The following is a 20,001-nucleotide window of genomic DNA, read 5'->3' on the forward strand; positions in this document are numbered from 1 at the left end:
AGGGGGACTAGGCGGTAGGTGCGTTTGATTATTGTGTGAAGTGGCCTTTGATAAGACAACGGTCATCGGTTTTATTGGCTGATTGTATGCACAAAAAAACACCCATTAATCGCGTGATTAACGGGTGCTTTAGACAACCGAAGCTATCTGTCTGTTAAACAGACAATGGCGGTATTATTTTTCTAGGATACACGTGACACCTTGGCCACCTGCTGCACAGATAGAGATCAGAGCGCGGCCTGAGCCTTTTTGATCCAGTAGCTTAGCTGCAGTGGCTAGGATACGGCCACCTGTCGCTGCAAATGGATGGCCTGCTGCCAATGATGAGCCATTTACGTTTAGCTTGCTGCGATCGATGGAGCCAAGTGGCGCATCAAGACCCAGACGTTCTTGACAGAATGTCTCATCTTCCCATGCTGCAAGCGTTGAGAGTACTTGTGACGCAAACGCTTCGTGGATTTCATAAAAGTCGAAGTCTTGCAGCGTTAGGCCAGCACGCTCAAGCATACGCGGTACCGCATAGGCAGGTGCCATTAGCAAGCCTTCAGTAGTACCTGACTTGCCGATGAAATCAACAGCTGCTGTTTCTTGGTGCGCGATGTACGCCAATGGCTTGAGGCCGTGTTCTTTTGCCCACTCATCCGTACCGAGTAGGACGCAAGAGGCACCATCAGTGAGTGGGGTAGAGTTGGCCGCTGTCATGGTTGGGTTGGCGTTCTTTTTACCAAATACTGGCTTTAGCTTGCCCAACTTTTCGAGCGTGGTGTCTGGGCGCAAGTTGTTGTCACGAGTCAAGCCTTTATATGGCGTGATAAGGTCGTCAAAGAAGCCTTCGTCATAAGCACGTGCTAGGTTTTTGTGGCTGTTAAACGCCAGCTCGTCTTGGGCTTCGCGGCTGATATTCCACTCAAGCGCGGTGATGGCTTGGTGCTCACCCATTGATAGGCCGGTGCGTGGCTCACCGTTTTGTGGGGTGTCGATCAAATCTTTAGGGTTTAGCCCCATTAGTGCTTTTAGGCGCTGCTTGTTGTCTTTTGCCGCACCGAGTTTGATAAGGACTTTGCGTAGACCATCACCGATAGCGATAGGCGCATCAGAGGTGGTATCGACACCGCCTGTGATGGCTGAGTCAATCAAACCAAGGGCGATTTTGTTGGCAGAGGCAAAGGTCGCTTGTAAGCCAGTACCACAGGCTTGTGAGATATCGTATGTTGGCGTATGAGGGTTTAGAGCTGTATTTAGCGTCGCCTCGCGCGTTAAGTTGATGTCGCGGCTCAGCTTCATGACCGCACCAGAGACGACTTCTCCGATGATTTCGTCTTGTAGGTTATAACGCTCGACCAAACCATCTAATGCAGCGGTTAGCATGTCCGTATTGCTGACGTCAGCATAAGTGCCGTTTGAGCGGGCAAAGGGGATACGGTTGCCGCCCAAGATTGCGACGCGGTTTAGGTTTGAGGCTGGTTTGGCCTTTTTTGATTGGGTAGCAGCTGCTGTTTTGCCGACGGCTGCGCACTCAGTGGTTTTTTTGCTGTCAGCGCCTTTGGTTGTAGTGTCTTTTTTGCTGCTATCGGTAGATTTTACGACAGTGCTTTCAACGACTGGACTATCAGGGTGATTGTTTTTATTACTCATAATATTATCCTTAAAGAGTATGGGTACAAAAGAAAAAAGGTGGCTGCTGGCCATTATTTATTACTTACTATGGTCATCTATGATAAGACGTTTTTACCAGCATAATGTATGTCTTTGGCAAACGATGTGACGCTTACTTGTCGCCGCTTGGTCAGGATTTTTAGAAGCAAAAAAACAGCTTTAAAACCCAGACTATTTTTGTAAACTCAGGCGTCTCGATTATTACCATTGCATAATAATGTATTTGATAATATATTGTTATCGATAATTGCATTTTCCATAACTTATGGGTCTGATTTTAACACAGTATCAGGCGCGGTGACGCGAAAAAAAGTTGCCATCTTGTATACTGGCTTGTTTACAGATTGTTGTAGACTTTGTCAGTTTTTGGACTTGTTTATAGCGGAAGTGTATAGTTAAGCCAGATTTTAATGCATTTACTAAATATCAATAATGATGCGTCCGGTGAGTCTATATAATAGGCGCATTGCATTTTTAATTATTTTAACCATTTATTATAGGGATTATATTATGTCAGACCGTTATGGTGATTTTGTTCAGTCGTCTATTGGTAAAAAAGTGGCCAAAAATTTAGGTCTACCACTGCCAGTGACGTTAGATCGTTTTGAGAGCGGCGAGCCTTTGGTACGTGGCAGTGTGTTGGTCGGTCGCGCTGATGGCGACGACAAAAGCGTAAGCGCTGCAGTAGCCCGCATCTTATCAGAGGTCCATGCAGATGTGTACGTCAATAGTAGCGACGATATCAAAGATGCGCTGGCTGATGCTGGTGTAGACGCAAAAGCCAATACGGGCGGCGATGATAAGTTTAAAGTATTGCTATTTGATGCCAGTAATATCAGTAATGCCGACCAGCTAAAAGCAGTATATGCATTTTTTCATACAGTGGCGCGCCGTGTCGAAAAATCAGGCCGTGTCATCATCATTGGCCGTACGCCAGAGAACCTCACAGACATCGAAGCTGCCTTGGCACAGCGTGCGCTTGAGGGTTTTGTGAAGTCTGTTGGTAAAGAGTTTAAGCGCGGTATCACCGCCCAGTTGGTCTACGTCGAAGAAGGTGCTGAGCAAAATCTTGATTCAACGCTGCGTTTCTTTACCTCAGCGCGCTCAGCGTATGTGTCAGGACAAGTGGTACGTGTCAGTAAAGGTGACACAGTGGATGTCGATTGGACACAGCCTTTAGGTGGCAAAACCATGCTGGTGACAGGTGCCAGCCGCGGTATCGGTGAAGCAATCGCGCGCGTATTGGCTCGTGAAGGCGCCCATGTTATCTGTCTAGATGTGCCGCAGCAGCAGGCAGATCTACAAAAAGTCGCAAGCGAAATCAGCGGCTCTGTGCTGACAGTCGATATCACCAGCGAGGATGCAGGCAAACAAATCGCAGAGGCGGCACAAAAGCGCGGCGGGCTTGATTCAATCATTCACAATGCTGGGGTCACGCGCGATAAGACGTTGGCAAAAATGGATGAAAAAAAGTGGGATATGGTCATCAATATCAACCTAGCTAGCATCGCACGACTCAACCGCTATCTATTAGAAAACGATGTATTAAAAGACAACGCACGTATCGTATGTGTGTCGTCTATCTCAGGCATCGCAGGCAACATGGGACAAACCAACTATGCTACTTCTAAAGCGGGCGTCATCGGACTGGTCAATGCTACCGCCAAACAGTTAGAAGACAATGCCAAGGGTATGACCATCAACGCTGTGGCACCAGGCTTTATCGAGACGCAAATGACAGAGGCCATCCCTTTTGCTATTCGTGAAGCAGGTCGCCGCATGAACTCCATGAGCCAAGGCGGTCTACCAGTAGACGTGGCCGAGACCATCGCTTGGTTTGCCTCTCCTGCATCGGGTGGCTTAAATGGCAACATCGTTCGCGTTTGTGGTCAAAGCTTACTGGGTGCTTAATACAAGCAATTGTCCGTGCATAGCGAAACTGTGGCAAAGGTAAGTATCGCTAAAGAATAAAGCGGTGCTCACATCATAATGTGAGGTTTTTTCTTGATTGCCTAACATATGCTTACGAAAAAATTGCTGATAAATTGTAATAAAGCTGCCCAAGGGTGGCTTTTTTATGATAAAAACGTAGAATTCATGATAACAATGCCCCAAAAGGTTTGCTCCAGCCCCACTTAGGATTTATTTATGTCAGACAAACACTATGATGCGTTGCCAAAAGCGCATACAACTTATGCCAATATCGTCAAAAGCCTATTACCTATCGGCAACAGTGGCAAAGTCAGTAAAGATCAGTTACCACAAGCGACTTACTACGTCGATGACCTCCATATTGATCAAGAGAATTTAGACGATTATCGTAAGATTTGTGGTTTTGCAGATAATGGCAAAGTGCCTATTACTTATTTTTCTGTGTTGTCGCAGACGCTGCAAATGAACATGATGGTCAAAGAGCCGTTTCCCTTTGCGATGCTCGGTCTCGTACACGTAGACAACAGTGTGACGCAGTATCGTCCTATCGGTGAGCGTGAAACAGTGGCGATGTCTGTGACTTTTGATAATCTGCGTGACCATGCCCAAGGTCAACAGTTTGATTTTGTCACAACCGTCAAATCAAAAGACGAGGTGGTGTGGGAGGGGACATCAACCTATCTATCACGTGGCAAAAAACCCAGCAGCAGTAAAGACAAAAAAAGCAAACCGCGTCCGGTTACCGTAAAACCGACTGTCGATGACAATGGGACCCACAGTGTTTTTGAAGTACCAGAAGATATTGGCCGTCGTTATGCGTTTGTCTCAGGGGATTTTAACCTCATTCACTTGCATCCACTATCGGCACGGGCCTTTGGTTTTCCAAAAGCGATCGCTCATGGTATGTGGTCGAAAGCCAAATGTCTCGCGCTGATGGATGAGCTGCCTGATGCCTGTACTGTCGATGTGTCCTTTAAGCTCCCTATCTTTTTGCCTGCTGAAGTAGAGCTGATTGCCGAGCCGGTATCACAGCTACAAAACGCGGATGATGGTTGTGAGTTTGGTCTATTTAGTGCCAAAAATGACAAGCCTCATCTAGCGGGTTTGGTGACGCTCAAGACCGCTAAGTAAATACAGCTGGGGCTCTCGCGTAACTGCTATCGAAAGTTATGGCGAACGGATCAAACGCGTTTAAGAACTAAAGCGCGTTGGTCTTTATATATATCCTACGTAGACAGACTAACGAATCTTTTTATTATTATGACCTCACATACTATAGTAACAACCCCAAATCCAGATCAAATCAATGATGTCGCAGCGACTAACACCGCTGCTGCCAATGACGCTGCAGCAGGCGACAGCGCCACAGCTGATGCGGACAATGTGGACAATGGCATCGAGCTTTCGACCATCTTTGAGCCTTATTTTCGTCCTGATGCCAATACCATCGTATGCGGCGCTCTGGATGAACAAAAAGTTGACGCATTGGCAAAGGCTGGCGTCGAGCTGGTCATCAACTTGCAGCCTGATGACGAGCTGAGCTTTGATGAAGCCGCCGCCGTCAAGCGCGCAGGCATGTATTATGAGCAGCTGCCTATCAGCGGCGCTGCTGATTTAAAGCAGCTAAAAGTATTGGCGTTTGATAATATCCTGCGCCAGTATCATGGCAAAAAAGTAGCCCTGCACTGTGGCTCTGGCAATAGAGTGGGTGCAGTAACGGCATTGCGCGCCGGCTGGCTGCGCGGCCGCAAAATGGATACAGCCATGGCACGGGGACGTAGTCACGGTCTGAGCAAGCTAGAAGATGAGGTGTATAATCGTTTGTTGGTCCCGCGCTAATAAGACATACCCTAGAGTAATCGGTTAATAGAACAAAAGGCGACCAGACGGTGGCCTTTTTATGATAATAGAGTAAGGCTGCCATGACTGAGACAATGAACAAAACCAACGAACGCGATGACGCTCAAATAAATACTACCCTGCAGCAGCGCCTACAGCAATTGCTGACAAAATTGCAGCTTGATGATGCGCCAGCTGGCGGGGCGCTAGTAGTCTATCAGGCAGGCGAGTGTATCGCTCGTGCTAGTGTGGGCTTGGCGCGTCCAGAGATGGCATGGCAACCGCAAACCCTAGCGATTAACTTTTCGACGGGCAAAGGGGTGCTCGCGGCTCTGGTTCATGTATTGGTCTCCAAAAAGCTACTCGCTTATGACGTCTCCATTGCCCAGTATTGGCCGGCATTTGCGGCTAATGGCAAAGCGCATGTTACGCTGCGGCAGGTGATGTCGCACCAAGCTGATCTCTTTGCAATTACCAGTATTGAGGCAGATAGCGAGGCGGTACTAGACTGGTCGTATATGCGCAAAAAAGTTGCCGACATGACCATGACTCAACCTGACCAAGCCGACGCTTACGACTCCGCTTATAGTGCGCTGATCTACGGCTGGGTGCTGGGCGGCTTGGTAGAAATCGTCACCAAGATGCCGCTTGCGCAAGCGCTAAGCCATTATTTGACAACGCCATTAGGGATTGCCGATAGCTGCTATTTTGGGGTGCCAGATGATAAAGTCGACCTTGTCGCCACGCTGGCCAAAGACTTTGATACAGACGAGATGGCAACCCCTAAGCTGCGGCAAAAACGACAAAAACCCACATTAAAACCAGACTCGGCAAATACCTTATTTGTCTATAATCATCTACCAAGTGCGGCGTGTTGGCAGCAGCAAGCCTTGCAGATGCAGCGCTCTGTAGCTGCTTCTGGGACGGATAAAGGAGATCACCGCCAGCCGGCGTTAACCACTGCAGGTATCAGTCGTCTGTATTTTGATACCAGCCATCTCAATCTAAAAAACTACAAATCAGCGCTTATCCCAGCCGGCAAGCAGCCTATTGATTACTATCAACGACAAACGCTACAAGCCGTCATCCCTGCTGCTAATGGGGTTGCATCGGCTGAGGCGCTGGCGACGATATATGCCATGCTTGCCAATGGCGGGGTATGGCAAGGTCAGACTCTAATCGATCGCGCTACTTTTGAGCAGTTATCCACGCCCCAAGTCACAGGGTTAGACGCAGTCATGCCAGCGCCTATGCATTGGCGCTTGGGTTATCATCGTCTGTTTAGTGTCTGTGCTGATACTGCGGCGGGTTTTGGTCACATGGGCTATAACGGCTCAGTGGCATGGTGTGATCCATCGCGGCAATTGTCGTTTGCTTTTATTCATAACTTCGATACTACGATGCTCAATGACGTTCGTCAGTTTGCTTTGACCGAAGCAGTACTCGCGTTGATAGCGCCTTAGTAGCACGTAGCTAGTGTATAAGTTGCTAACATGTTCGATAATGCTTATGTCGAAGGCGGCTTACTGGGTGTTATTTTGAGCAGCTTTGGCGCACTCAAGCCATGCATAAAGATAGATATCAAAATCACAATAGAGCAGACCACCCATAACTTGAGCGCATCATCGTCTGCAAAGTAGCCGTGATTGAGCGCATAGGATAAGTAATACAAGGTGCCGATACCGCGAATGCCCAAGGCCGAGATTGCGTATTTTTCGGAATGAGGTAGGCCTAGCCCCGATAGGGCGATAAACCCGCCGATAGGACGTATCAGAAGTAAAAATACAAAGCTGACGATGTAGACTCGCCATGTCAGCTCGATGCCTGACTGTAAGCCTTGACCGAGCAGCATCCCAAATACCACCAGTACCAGCGACATGAGTAAGCCTTCTGACTGCTCAGCGAAATCATGGAGTTTTTGATGGTAATTGTGCTGGTGCTCTGAGCGGCGAAAGGCAAAGGCTGCGACAAACACCGCGATAAAACCATAGCTCTCTACATACTCGGCCAGTCCATAAGCAACCAGCGTCAGAGCGATCACCACATAGCCTTGCGAGATGGGCGTTTCTTGACTGTATTTAGAAAACACAAGCTTGGCCATGGCTTTGCCAACGACGATACCCACCACCAATCCTGCGCCTATCTTCCACAAAACATCATGGGTAAACCATGACCAGAGCATCTCGCCATCGAAACGCTGACCTGCGCTCAACGCTTCTGCCATCTTGATGGCCAAATAAACAAACGGAAACGCCAATCCGTCATTTAACCCTGCTTCTGAAGTCAAGGTAAAGCGCGGTGTGTCCTCACCGCCAGTGTTTGGTGGGCCGACCTGAATGCTAGACGCCAAGACAGGATCGGTCGGTGCCAACACCGCACCCAACAAAATCGCCGCCCCCAAACTCAAACCAAAAGCATAGTAGCCCAACGCTGCCATGGCAAAAATACCAATCGGCATGGTGATGAGCAGCAGCCTGATCGTCGGTCGCCACAGCCGCCAAGAAAGCTCGGTATCAATCTTGATACCCGCGCCAACCAGTGATACCAAGACCACGATTTCTGTGAGTTTTTCGATGACAAGGCCATTGTCAATCGGATCCAAAAACGATAACGTCGTCCACCAATAACCCATCAGCGACCCAAAGCTTACCTGCAGCATCGGCAATGAGATCGGGGTGCGTTTAAACACGATAGGAAACAGCGCCCCAAACAAAAAGGCGATACTGCAGACCAATAAGAAGACGTTGTAGTTCTCAATCATAAAGGGGTGCACGCGACTATGTTATAAAAATTCTTATCGATAACTATTTAAAAATACTTAATGTATGACAGCCTAATCGATAACCAGCTCACCTCAGTTATCTGTCACCTAAGTTATCTGACTGGCAGTTTGTCTAAAAGTCGTCAGCGGTGTTGCTCTGAGTCAGTCTTATGATGACGCCAAAAATATATTATTACCGCAAAAAATCGTTATCAAAACGCATGCTGCGTTGTTTTTTGGTGAAAAAAAAGCCTGCACGATGCAGGCTTTTCTCAACAGCTTGATGTTTTAGAGAGTAGGGATGTCGTTAGCGCTCAACTTGACTCACGTCGCGTATCGCCCCCGTATCTGCACTGGTGGTCATGGCAGCATAAGCGCGTAAGGCTGGTGTCACATAACGCTCACGGCTGACAGGCTTCCACGCATCACGGCCACGTGCTTCCATTTCTTCGCAGCGCGCCGCCAGCTCGGCATCACTGACTTGCATGTTGATGGTGCGATTTGGGATATCGATATGAATGGTGTCGCCCTCCATAACCAAACCAATCGCGCCGCCTTCCGCCGCTTCTGGGCTGGCGTGACCAATAGAGAGGCCAGAGGTACCACCAGAGAAGCGGCCGTCAGTCAGCAGCGCACACTCTTTGCCCAAGCCTTTAGATTTAAGATACGTAGTAGGGTATAGCATCTCCTGCATACCAGGGCCGCCTTTTGGTCCTTCATAGCGAATGATGACCACATCACCTGCGACGATTTCATCTGCCAATATGGCGGCGACGGCCGCGTCTTGTGACTCAAAAATACGCGCGCGACCTGTAAAGGTTAAAATACTCTCATCAACACCTGCGGTTTTGACCACACAGCCACGCTCGGCGATGTTGCCATAAAGCACCGCAAGGCCGCCATCTGTTGAGTAGGCGTGCTTGACACTACGGATACAGCCTGACTCGCGATTGACATCAAGGTTTGGCCACTCTTTTGCCTGCGAAAACGCTTGAGTGGTACGTACACCGCCCGGTGCTGCAACATATAGCGCCCGTGCTTCGGTGTTGTCAGGGTTCATAATGTCCCATTTGTCGATGGCTTCTTTCATCGTGGCACTATGGATGGTCGGTATGTCGGTGGTCAATAGGCTTGCTCGATCAAGCTCGGCGAGTAGTGCCATCACGCCGCCTGCACGGTGGACGTCTTCCATATGGTACTTTTGTGAGGCAGGCGCGACTTTAGATAGGCAAGGCACACCGCGGCTTAGGCGATCGATGTCCGCCATTTTAAAATCCACTTCTGCTTCGTTGGCGGCCGCTAGTAAATGCAAAATGGTGTTGGTCGAGCCGCCCATGGCGATATCGAGGCTCATAGCGTTTTCAAACGCAGCTTTGGTGGCGATAGAGCGCGGCAAGACAGACTCGTCGTCTTGCTCATAGCGGCGTTTGGCCAATGAGACAATCGTGCGGCCCGCTTCTAAAAACAATTCGCGGCGCAGCGCATGGGTTGCAAGCAGTGAGCCATTGCCGGGCAATGATAGCCCCAGTGCTTCGGTCAAGCAGTTCATGGAGTTGGCAGTAAACATACCAGAGCACGAGCCGCAAGTCGGGCAGGCAGAGCTTTCGATAGCCAAAACGTCTTCGTCACTGATGGTGTCATCAGCGGCATCCATCATGGCATCGACCAAGTCGAGCTTGCGAATGGCGTTGCCTTTATTATCAGTGGTATGAACATCGCTGCCGCCATCATTGTTATGACTATGAGCCACCGTACTGGCTATGACTTTACCAGCCTCCATAGGCCCACCAGAGACGAACACCACAGGAATATTAAGACGCATCGCGGCCATCAACATACCTGGGGTGATTTTGTCACAGTTAGAGATACATACCAAGGCATCGGCGCAGTGGGCGTTGACCATGTATTCAACTGAGTCGGCGATCAGATCGCGGCTGGGTAATGAGTACAGCATGCCGCTATGGCCCATGGCGATACCATCGTCGACCGCAATGGTATTAAACTCCTTTGCCACGCCGCCTGCTTTTTCGATCTCACGTGCAACCATCTGACCCAAATCCTTTAGGTGTACGTGACCGGGTACAAACTGAGTAAATGAGTTGGCAATGGCAATGATTGGCTTGCCAAAGTCGCCATCAGTCATGCCAGTTGCACGCCACAGTGCGCGAGCACCTGCCATGTTGCGACCACCGGTAGAGGTTTTTGAGCGATAATCCATGTGATTTTCCTTACAAATAGGCGAGGTTTATAAAAAAGTGCAGCCTCAGCTGTGATGATAGTGTGCTTTTTATACTAAATAACGACCAATGAATAATACTAGGTCATGACCATACCATTAGATATGAATGAAAAAAATATGCCATGATCATGTGGTATTCATCGTATCGATAAAATCTTATTTTAATAGCAATGTGCCGTCCTGTAAGCGCATCAATGACAAACCACAAGAAACCATAAGGCTGCCCAACACGACAATTTATGCTAAGCGCTCTAAGATGGCTTTGTCAAACCAAAGCAGATCGGTTTTATCCGCTTCTAGTCGGGCGATAACCTCTAGAGCGTGAGGCGCTGGCAACAGCTGATACTCAGCGCTGGCGGCGATGGGTAGTATCCGCTCGTTTGTCGCCGCTTGTGAGTCAGCATCCTCTAAAACAGAGACAAGCGTTTGTTTGTCGTTTTTGTAGAGCACATCGACGCGGCCAAAAAACTGCCAGTCTTTTAAGGCGGTGCTCAGCGCATCCATCGCTTCTTTGGTATAGATCTGCTCGGTGTCTTTGCCCGTATTGGTCCAGTGCAGACGCACAGCTAACTGCAGCGCCTCGCTAAACACCACCAGTGAGCCGATGACCTTGATATGCCAAGGACTGCTGATGAGCGCGGCCTCAATCCCGATGAGCTGCGCGGCCTCACTGGCACTCATCGGCCTATTAAACTGAGCCAGTAGGGCAGGCGTGAGCGGGTTGGCTTGCTTGATGGCATCGTCTAAGCTGTCGTAATGATATAAAAAAGGCAGCGGCAACTCCTGCGTCACTGTTTTTTTGCTGACTTTACAGTTGTGTATTTGCCAATGAATGCTGCTATCGGTCAGCGCCTCGGCCAAAATCACGCTATTAGGCGGCAGGCTCTGTGCTGGATGCTCAGTACGCGTTTCTGCAGCAGATCTGGCGGCTAAATGGTCGTTTAGGTTGTCGTTTGATAAGGGCGTCGGCAAGGTAGGCGAATCCATAAATATAGCATCATTAAAGTAGAGGGTTAATATAACATTTAAAGTCTATGAATCGCCAATAAATTGCTGAGCGAGTCGGCGCATATCGGTATGGGGGCTTTGATTGACAAGTCAGTAAGCGGCTTGTACTCAGGCGATATTTCGTCCACTATATAACACTTGTTGTGAGCAAAGCTTCCGAGTCATTCACTCACCACACTGGCCAATGAATAAAGGAATAACAATGAATCAAAACAACCACGTTCAGTATGACGACAATAACATCTTTGCAAAAATGCTAAAGGGTGAGATTCCATATCACAAGGTTTTTGAAGACGATAAAACCCTTGCCTTTATGGATATCATGCCACAAGCAAAAGGCCACGTACTGGTCATTCCCAAACAAAAAGCAATCGATTTGGCTGATCTGGAGCCAGAATATGCGGCAGCGGTACTGATGACTGCCAAAAAAGTCATGCAAGCGCAGCGCCAAGTGTTTGAGCGCGAAGGTATCATCCAAATGCAGCTAAATGGTTCGCAAGCTGGGCAGACAGTGTTTCATTATCATGTCCATCTGATTCCATCGAGTATTCATGAGCTAGGCCGTCATGCCGTCACCCAAGCGGATCAAGGCGAGCTGGCAGATCTGGCGCAACAGCTTGCCGCAGTTATTGCAGGATAATATCGTCATTGTAGACAAACAAATATATCTTATACATTAAAGGCGGCTAACAAGCTGCCTTTTTTGTTGCTTGGTAATAGTCATGTAACAATCGTTAAAGTAGTGTTACAAGGACAGAGATTATCTGGGGTTTTTTAAGAGAGTGTGATAAATATCATAATGGCTGACTGTTGGTTAAGCAGTTTTGTCTTTAGAACCCATTCATCAAACCAGTGCCCATAAGCAGACAATGTCAGAAGTAAGAAGTCAAAAATGCAGTATCAAGTATTTATCAGACATTTTATGCAAAAAATATTTTAATAAGCACGGTTGATCGGTTTTGTCACTTTTTGAGGATATCACTTCTATGAGTAAATTACCTCGCTCCACTATTTTGTTGCCAGTTTTTGTTCCAGCGGCGGCCATCATGCTGCTATTGGTGATTGGTACTGCTATCAATCCAGAGGCGGCCGGTGAGCTATTTAGTACCGTCCTGGCATTTACCACTGAGACGTTCGGCTGGTTTTATATGCTGGCAGTTGCCATATTTTTGATGTTTGTCATCGTGTTGGCGTTTTCGCCTTATGGCAGTATCAAATTAGGCCCTGACCATGCAGAAGCTGAATATCAGTTTCTTGAATGGTTTGCTATGCTGTTTTCGGCAGGTTACGGCATTGCCTTGCTCTTTTATGGTGTTGCCGAGCCGGTCTTACATTTTGCTAGTCCACCACTCTCAGAGCCGCAGACGATTGAGGCGGCCAAAGAGGCGATGCAGATTGCCTATTTTCATTGGGGGTTTCATATTTGGGCGATATACGGCGTCGTGGGGCTGTCATTGGCGTATTTTTCCTTTCGGCACGGCTTACCGCTGTCGGTGCGCTCAACCCTCTATCCCTTAATCGGTGACAAAATCCATGGGCCTATCGGACATACGGTGGATGTGTTTGCGATTTTAGGTACCATGTTTGGTATCGCCACCAGTTTGGGTCTGTCTGTGGCTCAGATTAATGCAGGCTTGAATTACTTATTGCCCGATATGATTCCAGTGAGCACCACCGTACAAGTCATCATCATTGCGCTGGTGACCACCGCAGCACTGGTGTCTGTGCTGGCTGGGATGGATAAGGGCGTCAAACGCCTGTCTATCTTAAACATGGTGCTGGCCACGGCTTTGATGATCTTTGTGTTTGTGGTCGGGCCATCGATATTTATCCTAAATGCCTTTATGGAAAATACAGGCAGTTATTTGGGCAATATCGTTGAGCGCACCTTTAGCCTACAAGCCTATCAGTCGAGCGATTGGATCGGTAGCTGGACGCTATTTATCTTTGCATGGACGATCGCGTGGGCGCCTTTTGTCGGACTATTTATAGCCAAAATCAGTCGCGGCCGTACCATTCGTGAGTTCGTACTGGGTGTGATGCTTGTGCCAACGCTGTTTACCTTCTTTTGGTTTTCGGTATTTGGGGATACCGCGCTGCATATGATCATGGTCGATGGTTATGAGGCGCTGATCGGTGAGGTACAAAACAACCAAGCCATTGCCTTATTTAAGCTGCTAGAAAACTTACCCTTTACTCAAATTGTCTCGTCATTAACCGTCCTACTGATTATTACTTTTTTTGTGACGTCATCAGACTCAGGGTCATTGGTCATCGACTCGCTCGCCGCTGGTGGTCGTAGTGATACGCCGTGGTGGCAGCGCTCATTTTGGGTAGTTACAGAAGGCGCTGTAGCAGCGGTGTTGCTGATCGCAGGTGGCCTAAGCGCCCTGCAGACAGCGGCTATCGTCAGTGCCTTGCCTTTTGCAGTGATTATCTTAATCTCGACGTTTGGTATGTGGCGTGCGCTACGTATCGAGGGGCATCGTAATCAAAGTCTGGCCACTGACAACCATTTACCGCCGCATCTGCTTAAATTAGACGCATGGCGTGATCGTATTGATTATATTACCAATCAGCCAACGCGCGAAAAGGTGCTCGGCTATATCAAGGGCACGGTGATGTCATCGATGCAGGAGGTTGCAGAAAAATTTGCCGAGACAGGCTGGTTGCCTGAGGTCAACTATGATGAGGTAAACAATCGAGCGGTATTAGAGCTAAGACGCGGTGATAATGTCGAGTTTTGGTACGAGGTGCGATTATCAGAGCATGAAGTTCCTGACTATTATACCGAAGATATGGCGGGTAATCTGCCCCAAGAGCACCATCACCGTGCCGAGGTCTATTTGCGCCGCGGTGGCCAAACCTATGACTTGTATGGTTATCAACCAGAGTCGGTGATCAACGATATCATCGATCAGTTTGAAAAATATCTGCATTTCGTCAATGTTTCGCCCGATATTTTGCCTTGGCGTATGCAGGAGCATGACGATGATATTACCCTAGAGCAGGGCAGTGTGTTTGATAAGTAAGCGAGCGCATTGCCTATTTGGAAGTCATAGCGGCAAAGGATTGACGTGAATGGCTTGCAATATGCGTACGAACCCTTAGAATAACGGCTTGTTTTCTATGCAAATCAAGCCGTTTTTTATGTCTATAAATACTTCTGCTAATCCTGTGATGGCTGATTCTTCAGCGCCAGTTGCCGCTCAGCATCCCTTATTACAGCCGCTTGATATCGGTGGTCTGAGTATCGAAAACCGTCTGATGGTCGCGCCCATGGCCGGCGTGACGGACAACCCTTTTCGTAGGCTTTGCAAATCTTTTAGCGCAGGGCATGCAGTCAGTGAAATGATCATCGCTGATACCGCGCTTTATGCCAGCAAAAAGTCTTTGTACCGTGCCAATTTTGATAATGAAATTGCGCCCATCTCGGCACAAATAGCAGGGGCTGAGCCTGATAAGCTGGCTGAAGCGGCACGTTATCAGATTGACAATGGCGCGCAGATTATTGATATCAATATGGGCTGTCCTGCCAAAAAAGTTTGCCGTAAGCTGGCAGGCTCAGCCTTACTGCAAGACGAAGATTTGGTGGCGCGTCTGCTCGATGCGGCAGTAGGCGCAGTCGATGCTCCCGTCACCCTAAAGACGCGACTGGGTTATGAAAATGGCCGCGAAAATATCTTGCGAGTGGCACGCCGTGCTGAGCAAGCTGGTATCGCAGCGATTGCGATTCATGGGCGGACGCGTGAGGATATGTATACAGGTACGGCGCGTTATGAGCTGATACGCGAAGTCAAAGACAGTATCAGTATCCCTGTCATTGCCAATGGCGATATCGATAGCCCTGAAAAAGCCCAATATGTCTACGAGATGACAGGCTGCGATGCCGTGATGATAGGGCGCGCCGCTCAAGGTCAGCCGTGGCTGTTTCGTGATATCGGTCATTTTTTGCGGACAGGTGAGCGGCTACCAGCACCAAGTGTTCGCGAGATTAAAGAGATTGTGCTCGCGCATCTACAAGAGCTGTATGATTTTTATGGTGAATACTCAGGCTGCCGTATTGCGCGTAAGCATATTGCGTGGTACACCACGGGCATCCCAAATTCTAATGCCTTTCGTCAAGCGATGTATGGCGAAGAGAGTACCGCAGGACAGTTTCGTGTGGTCGAGGATTTTTTGTGTACGCATCAGTAGTCACTAGGGCGGGTAAATAATCATCAATCGCGACGTTTGTACTGACGATTTATTCACCTCAGGCCATATTTTTTGCTATCCTACAAAAGAACATAAAACAAACAAAAAGGACTTTTTATGGCCAACCCTTCAAAAAAAGCAATCGCCAAAACGGTTAAAGATAAGCATATCGTAATCACGGGTGCCTCAAGTGGTATCGGCGAGCGTACCGCTTTTTTACTCAGTGAGTGCGGCGCTCATGTGATTTTGTTGGCACGTACCAAAGACAAGCTAAAAATTGTCGCGGACAATATCGAAACACTCGGTGGCAGGGCCAGTTATTATCCATGTGATTTGACCAATATGGATGATATCGAAGACGTCAGCAAACGGATTCTTGCTGATTTTGGTCATGTCGATGTATTGGTCAATAATGCGGGGCGCTCGATTCGCCGTTCAGTGCATGAATCAGTCAACCGTTTTCATGACTTTGAGCGCACGATGGATGTCAATTACTTTGGTGCGGTCAAGATTATTTTGGGACTACTTCCGACGATGATTGGCAGAAAGAAGGGGCAAATTGTCAATATCTCCTCCATTGGCGTACTGGCAAACAGTCCGCGTTTTGCCGCTTATGTCGCCTCAAAATCAGCGCTTGATGCGTTTAGTCGCTGTCTGGCAGCAGAGGTCAAAGGCGATAATATCAAAGTCACCAACATTTTTATGCCACTGGTGCGCACGCCGATGATTGCACCGACCAAGCTGTATCGTTATATGCCAGCATTGATGCCTGATGAGGCGGCGATGATGATCGCCAAAGCGATCGTCCATAAACCAAACAGTATCGCCAGCAACATGGGTAGATTTGCGTCTGCAAGCTACTCGTTGGTACCTGCATTTAACGTGGGAGTACAGTCTATTGGGTATCGTATCTTCCCGAGCTCGACGGCTGCCCAGACGACCGATAGTAAGCCAAATTTAGCGCAGCGTATCTTTGCAAAAATACTGCCTGGTGAGCATCACTAGTATGAGCGCTCAGTAGGGAGTGCAAGAGGGCTCCCTACTGAGGCTTGATTCTTACTTACTGCACCCCATCTGCAGATGTTTTATCTAAGTTGGGATTGTTTTCATTGACCGTCACCGTATCATCAGCTTTTTGGTCATTTTCTACACTGCCGCTGCTAGAATAGTACGCTGTACCTCCTGCACCTTCCTCATCTTCTGTAGAGTTAGGAGTAGAAGCTTGGTCCTTATCTTCGTTCGCTGTTTGCACAGGCGTCATCTCGCTAGATTCTATATTATTATTGTTATCATCTGGCTTTTGGGTCTCATTGCTGCAAGCACCAAGACTCAAGAGGCTCAGCCAACATACTATCCAGAATTTATTTTTAAGCGATTTTGCCGCTATAGATGTTTTCATTTTAATATCCTTATTATCGTTAAGATCAAACCTTGCGTAAAATTCATCCCAGTCCCACGGTATCGTTGTTATACTGAACTCACTATAACAAGCAAAAATAACAGACAATTTTTTTGTTTTCACGAGGCTGATGGTAAGGATTTGTTAGCGTTTGTACTACCACGTATTTTGTTAAGCACAGCTGGTAAAAGGGATATCCTAATAAAGCCCGCCATGTCGCCCTAACCAAACACTCGCCACAATATCCAAAACAATCCTGCCATAATCACCACAATCAGCAATAAACGTTTTGTCCAATATGGCATTAAGGGTTTTTTGTACCCCAAGTTATTTAGCTGGCTATCAACCCCCTGTTGTAAGTCTTTAAAACCTTGAGTCTGCTTGGTGGTTTTGACGCGTGTTTTGATCAGTTTGCCAGATTCTAGCTCTTCTTTTGTTTCTTGCTTTCGATCAAAGCTAATGGCGTGATTAGAGATGCCTTGTTTGTTTGCGATGGTATTGAGTTTTTGTTGCTGCTTTACTCTTAACGCGGTTTCATAAGCGTCTATTCGCACCTTGGCTTCATCCATACTGATATTTTCATCTTGCGCCAATGTTTTGATGGCCATGACGAGGTTGTTTTTTTCGACCATCATGATCACATCTTTTGGCAGTTTTGGATTGACTGGCTTTGAGCTTGGGTCGGGGTTAAACATGGTTTTCCTTATTGTCGATGAGCATATAGCATGTAAGCATGAGTTATTATAACCATTTTAACCGAGCACCATTCAAGCGGTGAGCGGTATTTGAGCAGCAGATAAACAAAAAAATACCGCTATCATTGTTATGACAGCGGTATATTGCAGTGAGATTATCTGAGTCTCAGTGGTGGTTTATAGGTCTTTCCAGCGCTGGATAGACTCTTTGATAACTTCTTTGGCTTCAGCCACGTCGCCCCATGATTCAACCACAGTGGTGCCCGCTTTTTTCAGGTCTTTATAATGGCTGAAGTGGAACTGTAGCTGGTTGATCAGCTGTTTAGGTAGGTCTTCTAAGCTGTTGTACGCATTGCCGGTATCACGATCGTCCGCTGGTACGACGACGATTTTGTCATCGACTTCGCCATCATCTACAAACTTCATCACGCCGATGACTTTGGCTTTTAAGAAAATACCAGTCGGCAGTGGCTGCTCTGTGATGATCAGCGCATCCAACTCGTCGCCATCTTCGTCTAGCGTTTGCGGGATAAAGCCGTAGTTACAAGGTTTGGCAAAGATTTGTGGGTCAATACGATCCAGCTCAAACACAGCCAATTCGCGGTTCCATTCGATTTTATGGCTGCTACCGGTAGGGATTTCTACTACCACGTTGATGATGCCGCCGTCTACGTCGCCTGCGTCCAAAATTTTGTTAAAATCTGCCATAAAATACTCCGATTTGCTTTTGTTTTAAATGTCTAAATACAATAAGAAAAGCTCAAAGGTTGAGCTGAGCTGTCATATAGGTATGACAGCTGTCTGTACCGCCAGCGATTATAGCAAGTTTGCGACAATTTTTCTCAAAATGCTTAAGTCTAAGCGTGCAAGATATTATGCAAAAAAAGACTCAAAGGCCACAAGCTTTAGCGACTTGGTTTGGGAGCCAACGCGCGCAGTGCTATCTGTCCTGCATGGCGCTGAGCGATATTGTCGATGAGTTTTTGTGTGACGCTCTCATAGCTCAAGGGTTCGCGGGTTTGCTCTGCGCTTCGTGTCTTTGGGGAGGGGGACATGTTGATAAAATCAGCTAACCTAAGCATCTGCATGCCAGCATAGCCACATGGGTTGATGGCATTGAACGCGGATAAATCACAAGTTAAATTAATAGCGATACCGTGGTAACTAAAACCATGTTTAATCTTAAAGCCTAATGACGCCATTTTACCTAACATGATGGATGACGGCTGGATATCAGTCGATACAATGCCTTTATCGGTAGGGCTGTCGTCATACTCTGCGCTGGTATCGGCATAGAGATAGACGCCTGGCGCATCACGGCGCGCATGGGCACGAATGCGCGTATCACCAGCTGTGTGGTTTTGTAAGCAGTCATTGATCACATCTTCGATGGCTTGCTCAGCGTGTGAAACTAAGTTGCGCACACTCCAGCCCAAGCTCTCTAAATCAAATAACCAATACAGCACCAATTGCCCATGACCATGCCAAGTCACTTGACCACCGCGATCGGTTTTGATAATTGGGGTGTCTGTACGCTGCAAAATGTGCTCTTCTTTACCCGCTTGTCCTAAGGTATAGACATCATTGTGATCGACGATCCATAGCTCATCGGGCGTGCGCTGCTGTTTGGTTTTTTTTAACTCAATACGTGTCAGCGTGCGCGCGAGCATCGCATTCAAGGTAGGGACATAATCGGCCGCGGACAAAGACTTACTGATCAGCGTGTCACTCAGGGGTTGTATGGCGTTTTGCATGGCAGTCACAACATATGGTAGATATATAAAATTGGCAAAAGGTATGAAGGCAAGGGCGTGTCCTCTTCAATCGATAGCCATCTAAATGAGTTAAAAATGGCTAAATCTCACCAAACAGTATCAAATAGCTAATGAATATCTCGATATTATCTGCGCTATTTTCGTTGTTTGATTAGGGCGTGTTGAATGTTCAACACGCCCTACAGTGTTTGACGGCAATTTATCTTATTTTTATTGCCATTTTTAAAATGAGGACACGTCCAAGTAGGTCAGTTGCCTAAAGTGTAGCAGTTTTTGGCAGTGTCGCCCAAACTTATCTGCCTATCAGATACCGCCCAAATAAAAATCTGGAAATTAAAAAGTTTGGATACGGTGTGAGCGATGACTTTTGCTCTATTAAAAAACGCACTAGTCAGTTTAAAATGCTATTCATTGCTCGGTCGATGCGCTACATTAAAGTGCCCGTCGGAGCGTCTACAAAGCGTAAGGGATACAATTTTATGACTGTTTTTTATGACGGA

16 protein-coding genes are annotated in these 20,001 nt (G+C 47.6%); 8 read left to right on the forward strand and 8 right to left on the reverse strand.

Going from position 1 to position 20,001, the window contains the following annotated elements:
• Positions 1-174: 174 nt before the first annotated feature.
• Positions 175-1,635, reverse strand: a complete 1,461-nt coding sequence (locus tag AADH33_RS05525; RefSeq protein WP_348549827.1) for an acetyl-CoA C-acetyltransferase — start codon at positions 1,633-1,635, stop codon at positions 175-177.
• A gap of 531 nt (positions 1,636-2,166) precedes the next feature.
• On the opposite strand from AADH33_RS05525, the gene AADH33_RS05530 reads away from it, so the two are divergent.
• From AADH33_RS05530 to AADH33_RS05545, 4 genes are all read left to right on the forward strand, one after another.
• A complete protein-coding gene (locus AADH33_RS05530) occupies positions 2,167-3,567 on the forward strand; it encodes a 3-oxoacyl-ACP reductase (RefSeq protein WP_348549828.1) in 1,401 nt (466 codons plus the stop codon).
• A 237-nt stretch (positions 3,568-3,804) separates the two neighbouring features.
• On the forward strand, positions 3,805-4,719 hold the full coding sequence (locus AADH33_RS05535; RefSeq protein ID WP_100749425.1) for a MaoC family dehydratase: 915 nt from the start codon (positions 3,805-3,807) through the stop codon (positions 4,717-4,719).
• A 129-nt stretch (positions 4,720-4,848) separates the two neighbouring features.
• A complete protein-coding gene (locus tag AADH33_RS05540; protein WP_348549829.1) occupies positions 4,849-5,427 on the forward strand; it encodes a beta-lactamase hydrolase domain-containing protein in 579 nt (192 codons plus the stop codon).
• A gap of 83 nt (positions 5,428-5,510) precedes the next feature.
• Positions 5,511-6,890, forward strand: coding sequence for a serine hydrolase domain-containing protein (locus tag AADH33_RS05545; RefSeq protein ID WP_348549830.1), 1,380 nt, complete (start codon positions 5,511-5,513; stop codon positions 6,888-6,890).
• Positions 6,891-6,934: 44 nt separating this feature from the next.
• Here the strand turns inward: AADH33_RS05545 and AADH33_RS05550 are convergent, their stop codons facing one another.
• From AADH33_RS05550 to AADH33_RS05560, 3 genes are all read right to left on the reverse strand, one after another.
• A complete protein-coding gene (locus AADH33_RS05550) occupies positions 6,935-8,188 on the reverse strand; it encodes a cation:proton antiporter (RefSeq protein WP_348549831.1) in 1,254 nt (417 codons plus the stop codon).
• 307 nt (positions 8,189-8,495) lie between these two features.
• Entirely contained in the window at positions 8,496-10,406 is a 1,911-nt protein-coding gene (ilvD, locus tag AADH33_RS05555; protein ID WP_348549832.1) for a dihydroxy-acid dehydratase, read from the reverse strand.
• Positions 10,407-10,664: 258 nt separating this feature from the next.
• Positions 10,665-11,414, reverse strand: a complete 750-nt coding sequence (locus tag AADH33_RS05560; RefSeq protein WP_348549833.1) for a hypothetical protein — start codon at positions 11,412-11,414, stop codon at positions 10,665-10,667.
• A 223-nt stretch (positions 11,415-11,637) separates the two neighbouring features.
• Between AADH33_RS05560 and AADH33_RS05565 the strand changes: the two genes are divergently transcribed.
• The 4 genes from AADH33_RS05565 to AADH33_RS05580 all read left to right on the forward strand — a co-directional run bounded on the left by AADH33_RS05565 (position 11,638) and on the right by AADH33_RS05580 (position 16,637).
• On the forward strand, positions 11,638-12,075 hold the full coding sequence (locus tag AADH33_RS05565) for an HIT family protein (RefSeq protein WP_075102109.1): 438 nt from the start codon (positions 11,638-11,640) through the stop codon (positions 12,073-12,075).
• 346 nt (positions 12,076-12,421) lie between these two features.
• Positions 12,422-14,467, forward strand: coding sequence for a BCCT family transporter (locus AADH33_RS05570; RefSeq protein ID WP_207968781.1), 2,046 nt, complete (start codon positions 12,422-12,424; stop codon positions 14,465-14,467).
• A gap of 118 nt (positions 14,468-14,585) precedes the next feature.
• Entirely contained in the window at positions 14,586-15,632 is a 1,047-nt protein-coding gene (gene dusB / locus AADH33_RS05575) for a tRNA dihydrouridine synthase DusB (RefSeq protein ID WP_348549834.1), read from the forward strand.
• Between the two features lie 117 nt (positions 15,633-15,749).
• Positions 15,750-16,637, forward strand: a complete 888-nt coding sequence (locus tag AADH33_RS05580) for an SDR family NAD(P)-dependent oxidoreductase (protein ID WP_348549835.1) — start codon at positions 15,750-15,752, stop codon at positions 16,635-16,637.
• Positions 16,638-16,692: 55 nt separating this feature from the next.
• Here the strand turns inward: AADH33_RS05580 and AADH33_RS05585 are convergent, their stop codons facing one another.
• From AADH33_RS05585 to lipB, 4 genes are all read right to left on the reverse strand, one after another.
• Positions 16,693-17,154: a hypothetical protein gene (locus tag AADH33_RS05585; protein WP_241900679.1), complete on the reverse strand. Its 462-nt coding sequence runs from the start codon at positions 17,152-17,154 to the stop codon at positions 16,693-16,695.
• Between the two features lie 98 nt (positions 17,155-17,252).
• The gene (locus AADH33_RS05590; RefSeq protein ID WP_348549836.1) at positions 17,253-17,726 is read right to left on the reverse strand and encodes a hypothetical protein; all 474 of its coding nucleotides are present in this window, start codon (positions 17,724-17,726) and stop codon (positions 17,253-17,255) included.
• 177 nt (positions 17,727-17,903) lie between these two features.
• A complete protein-coding gene (locus AADH33_RS05595) occupies positions 17,904-18,434 on the reverse strand; it encodes an inorganic diphosphatase (protein WP_075102105.1) in 531 nt (176 codons plus the stop codon).
• A 197-nt stretch (positions 18,435-18,631) separates the two neighbouring features.
• The gene (gene lipB / locus AADH33_RS05600) at positions 18,632-19,480 is read right to left on the reverse strand and encodes a lipoyl(octanoyl) transferase LipB (protein ID WP_348549837.1); all 849 of its coding nucleotides are present in this window, start codon (positions 19,478-19,480) and stop codon (positions 18,632-18,634) included.
• Positions 19,481-20,001 lie beyond the last annotated feature (521 nt).

This window comes from Psychrobacter sp. KFRI-CH2-11, from assembly GCF_038239325.1.
Taxonomy (GTDB): domain Bacteria; phylum Pseudomonadota; class Gammaproteobacteria; order Pseudomonadales; family Moraxellaceae; genus Psychrobacter; species Psychrobacter celer.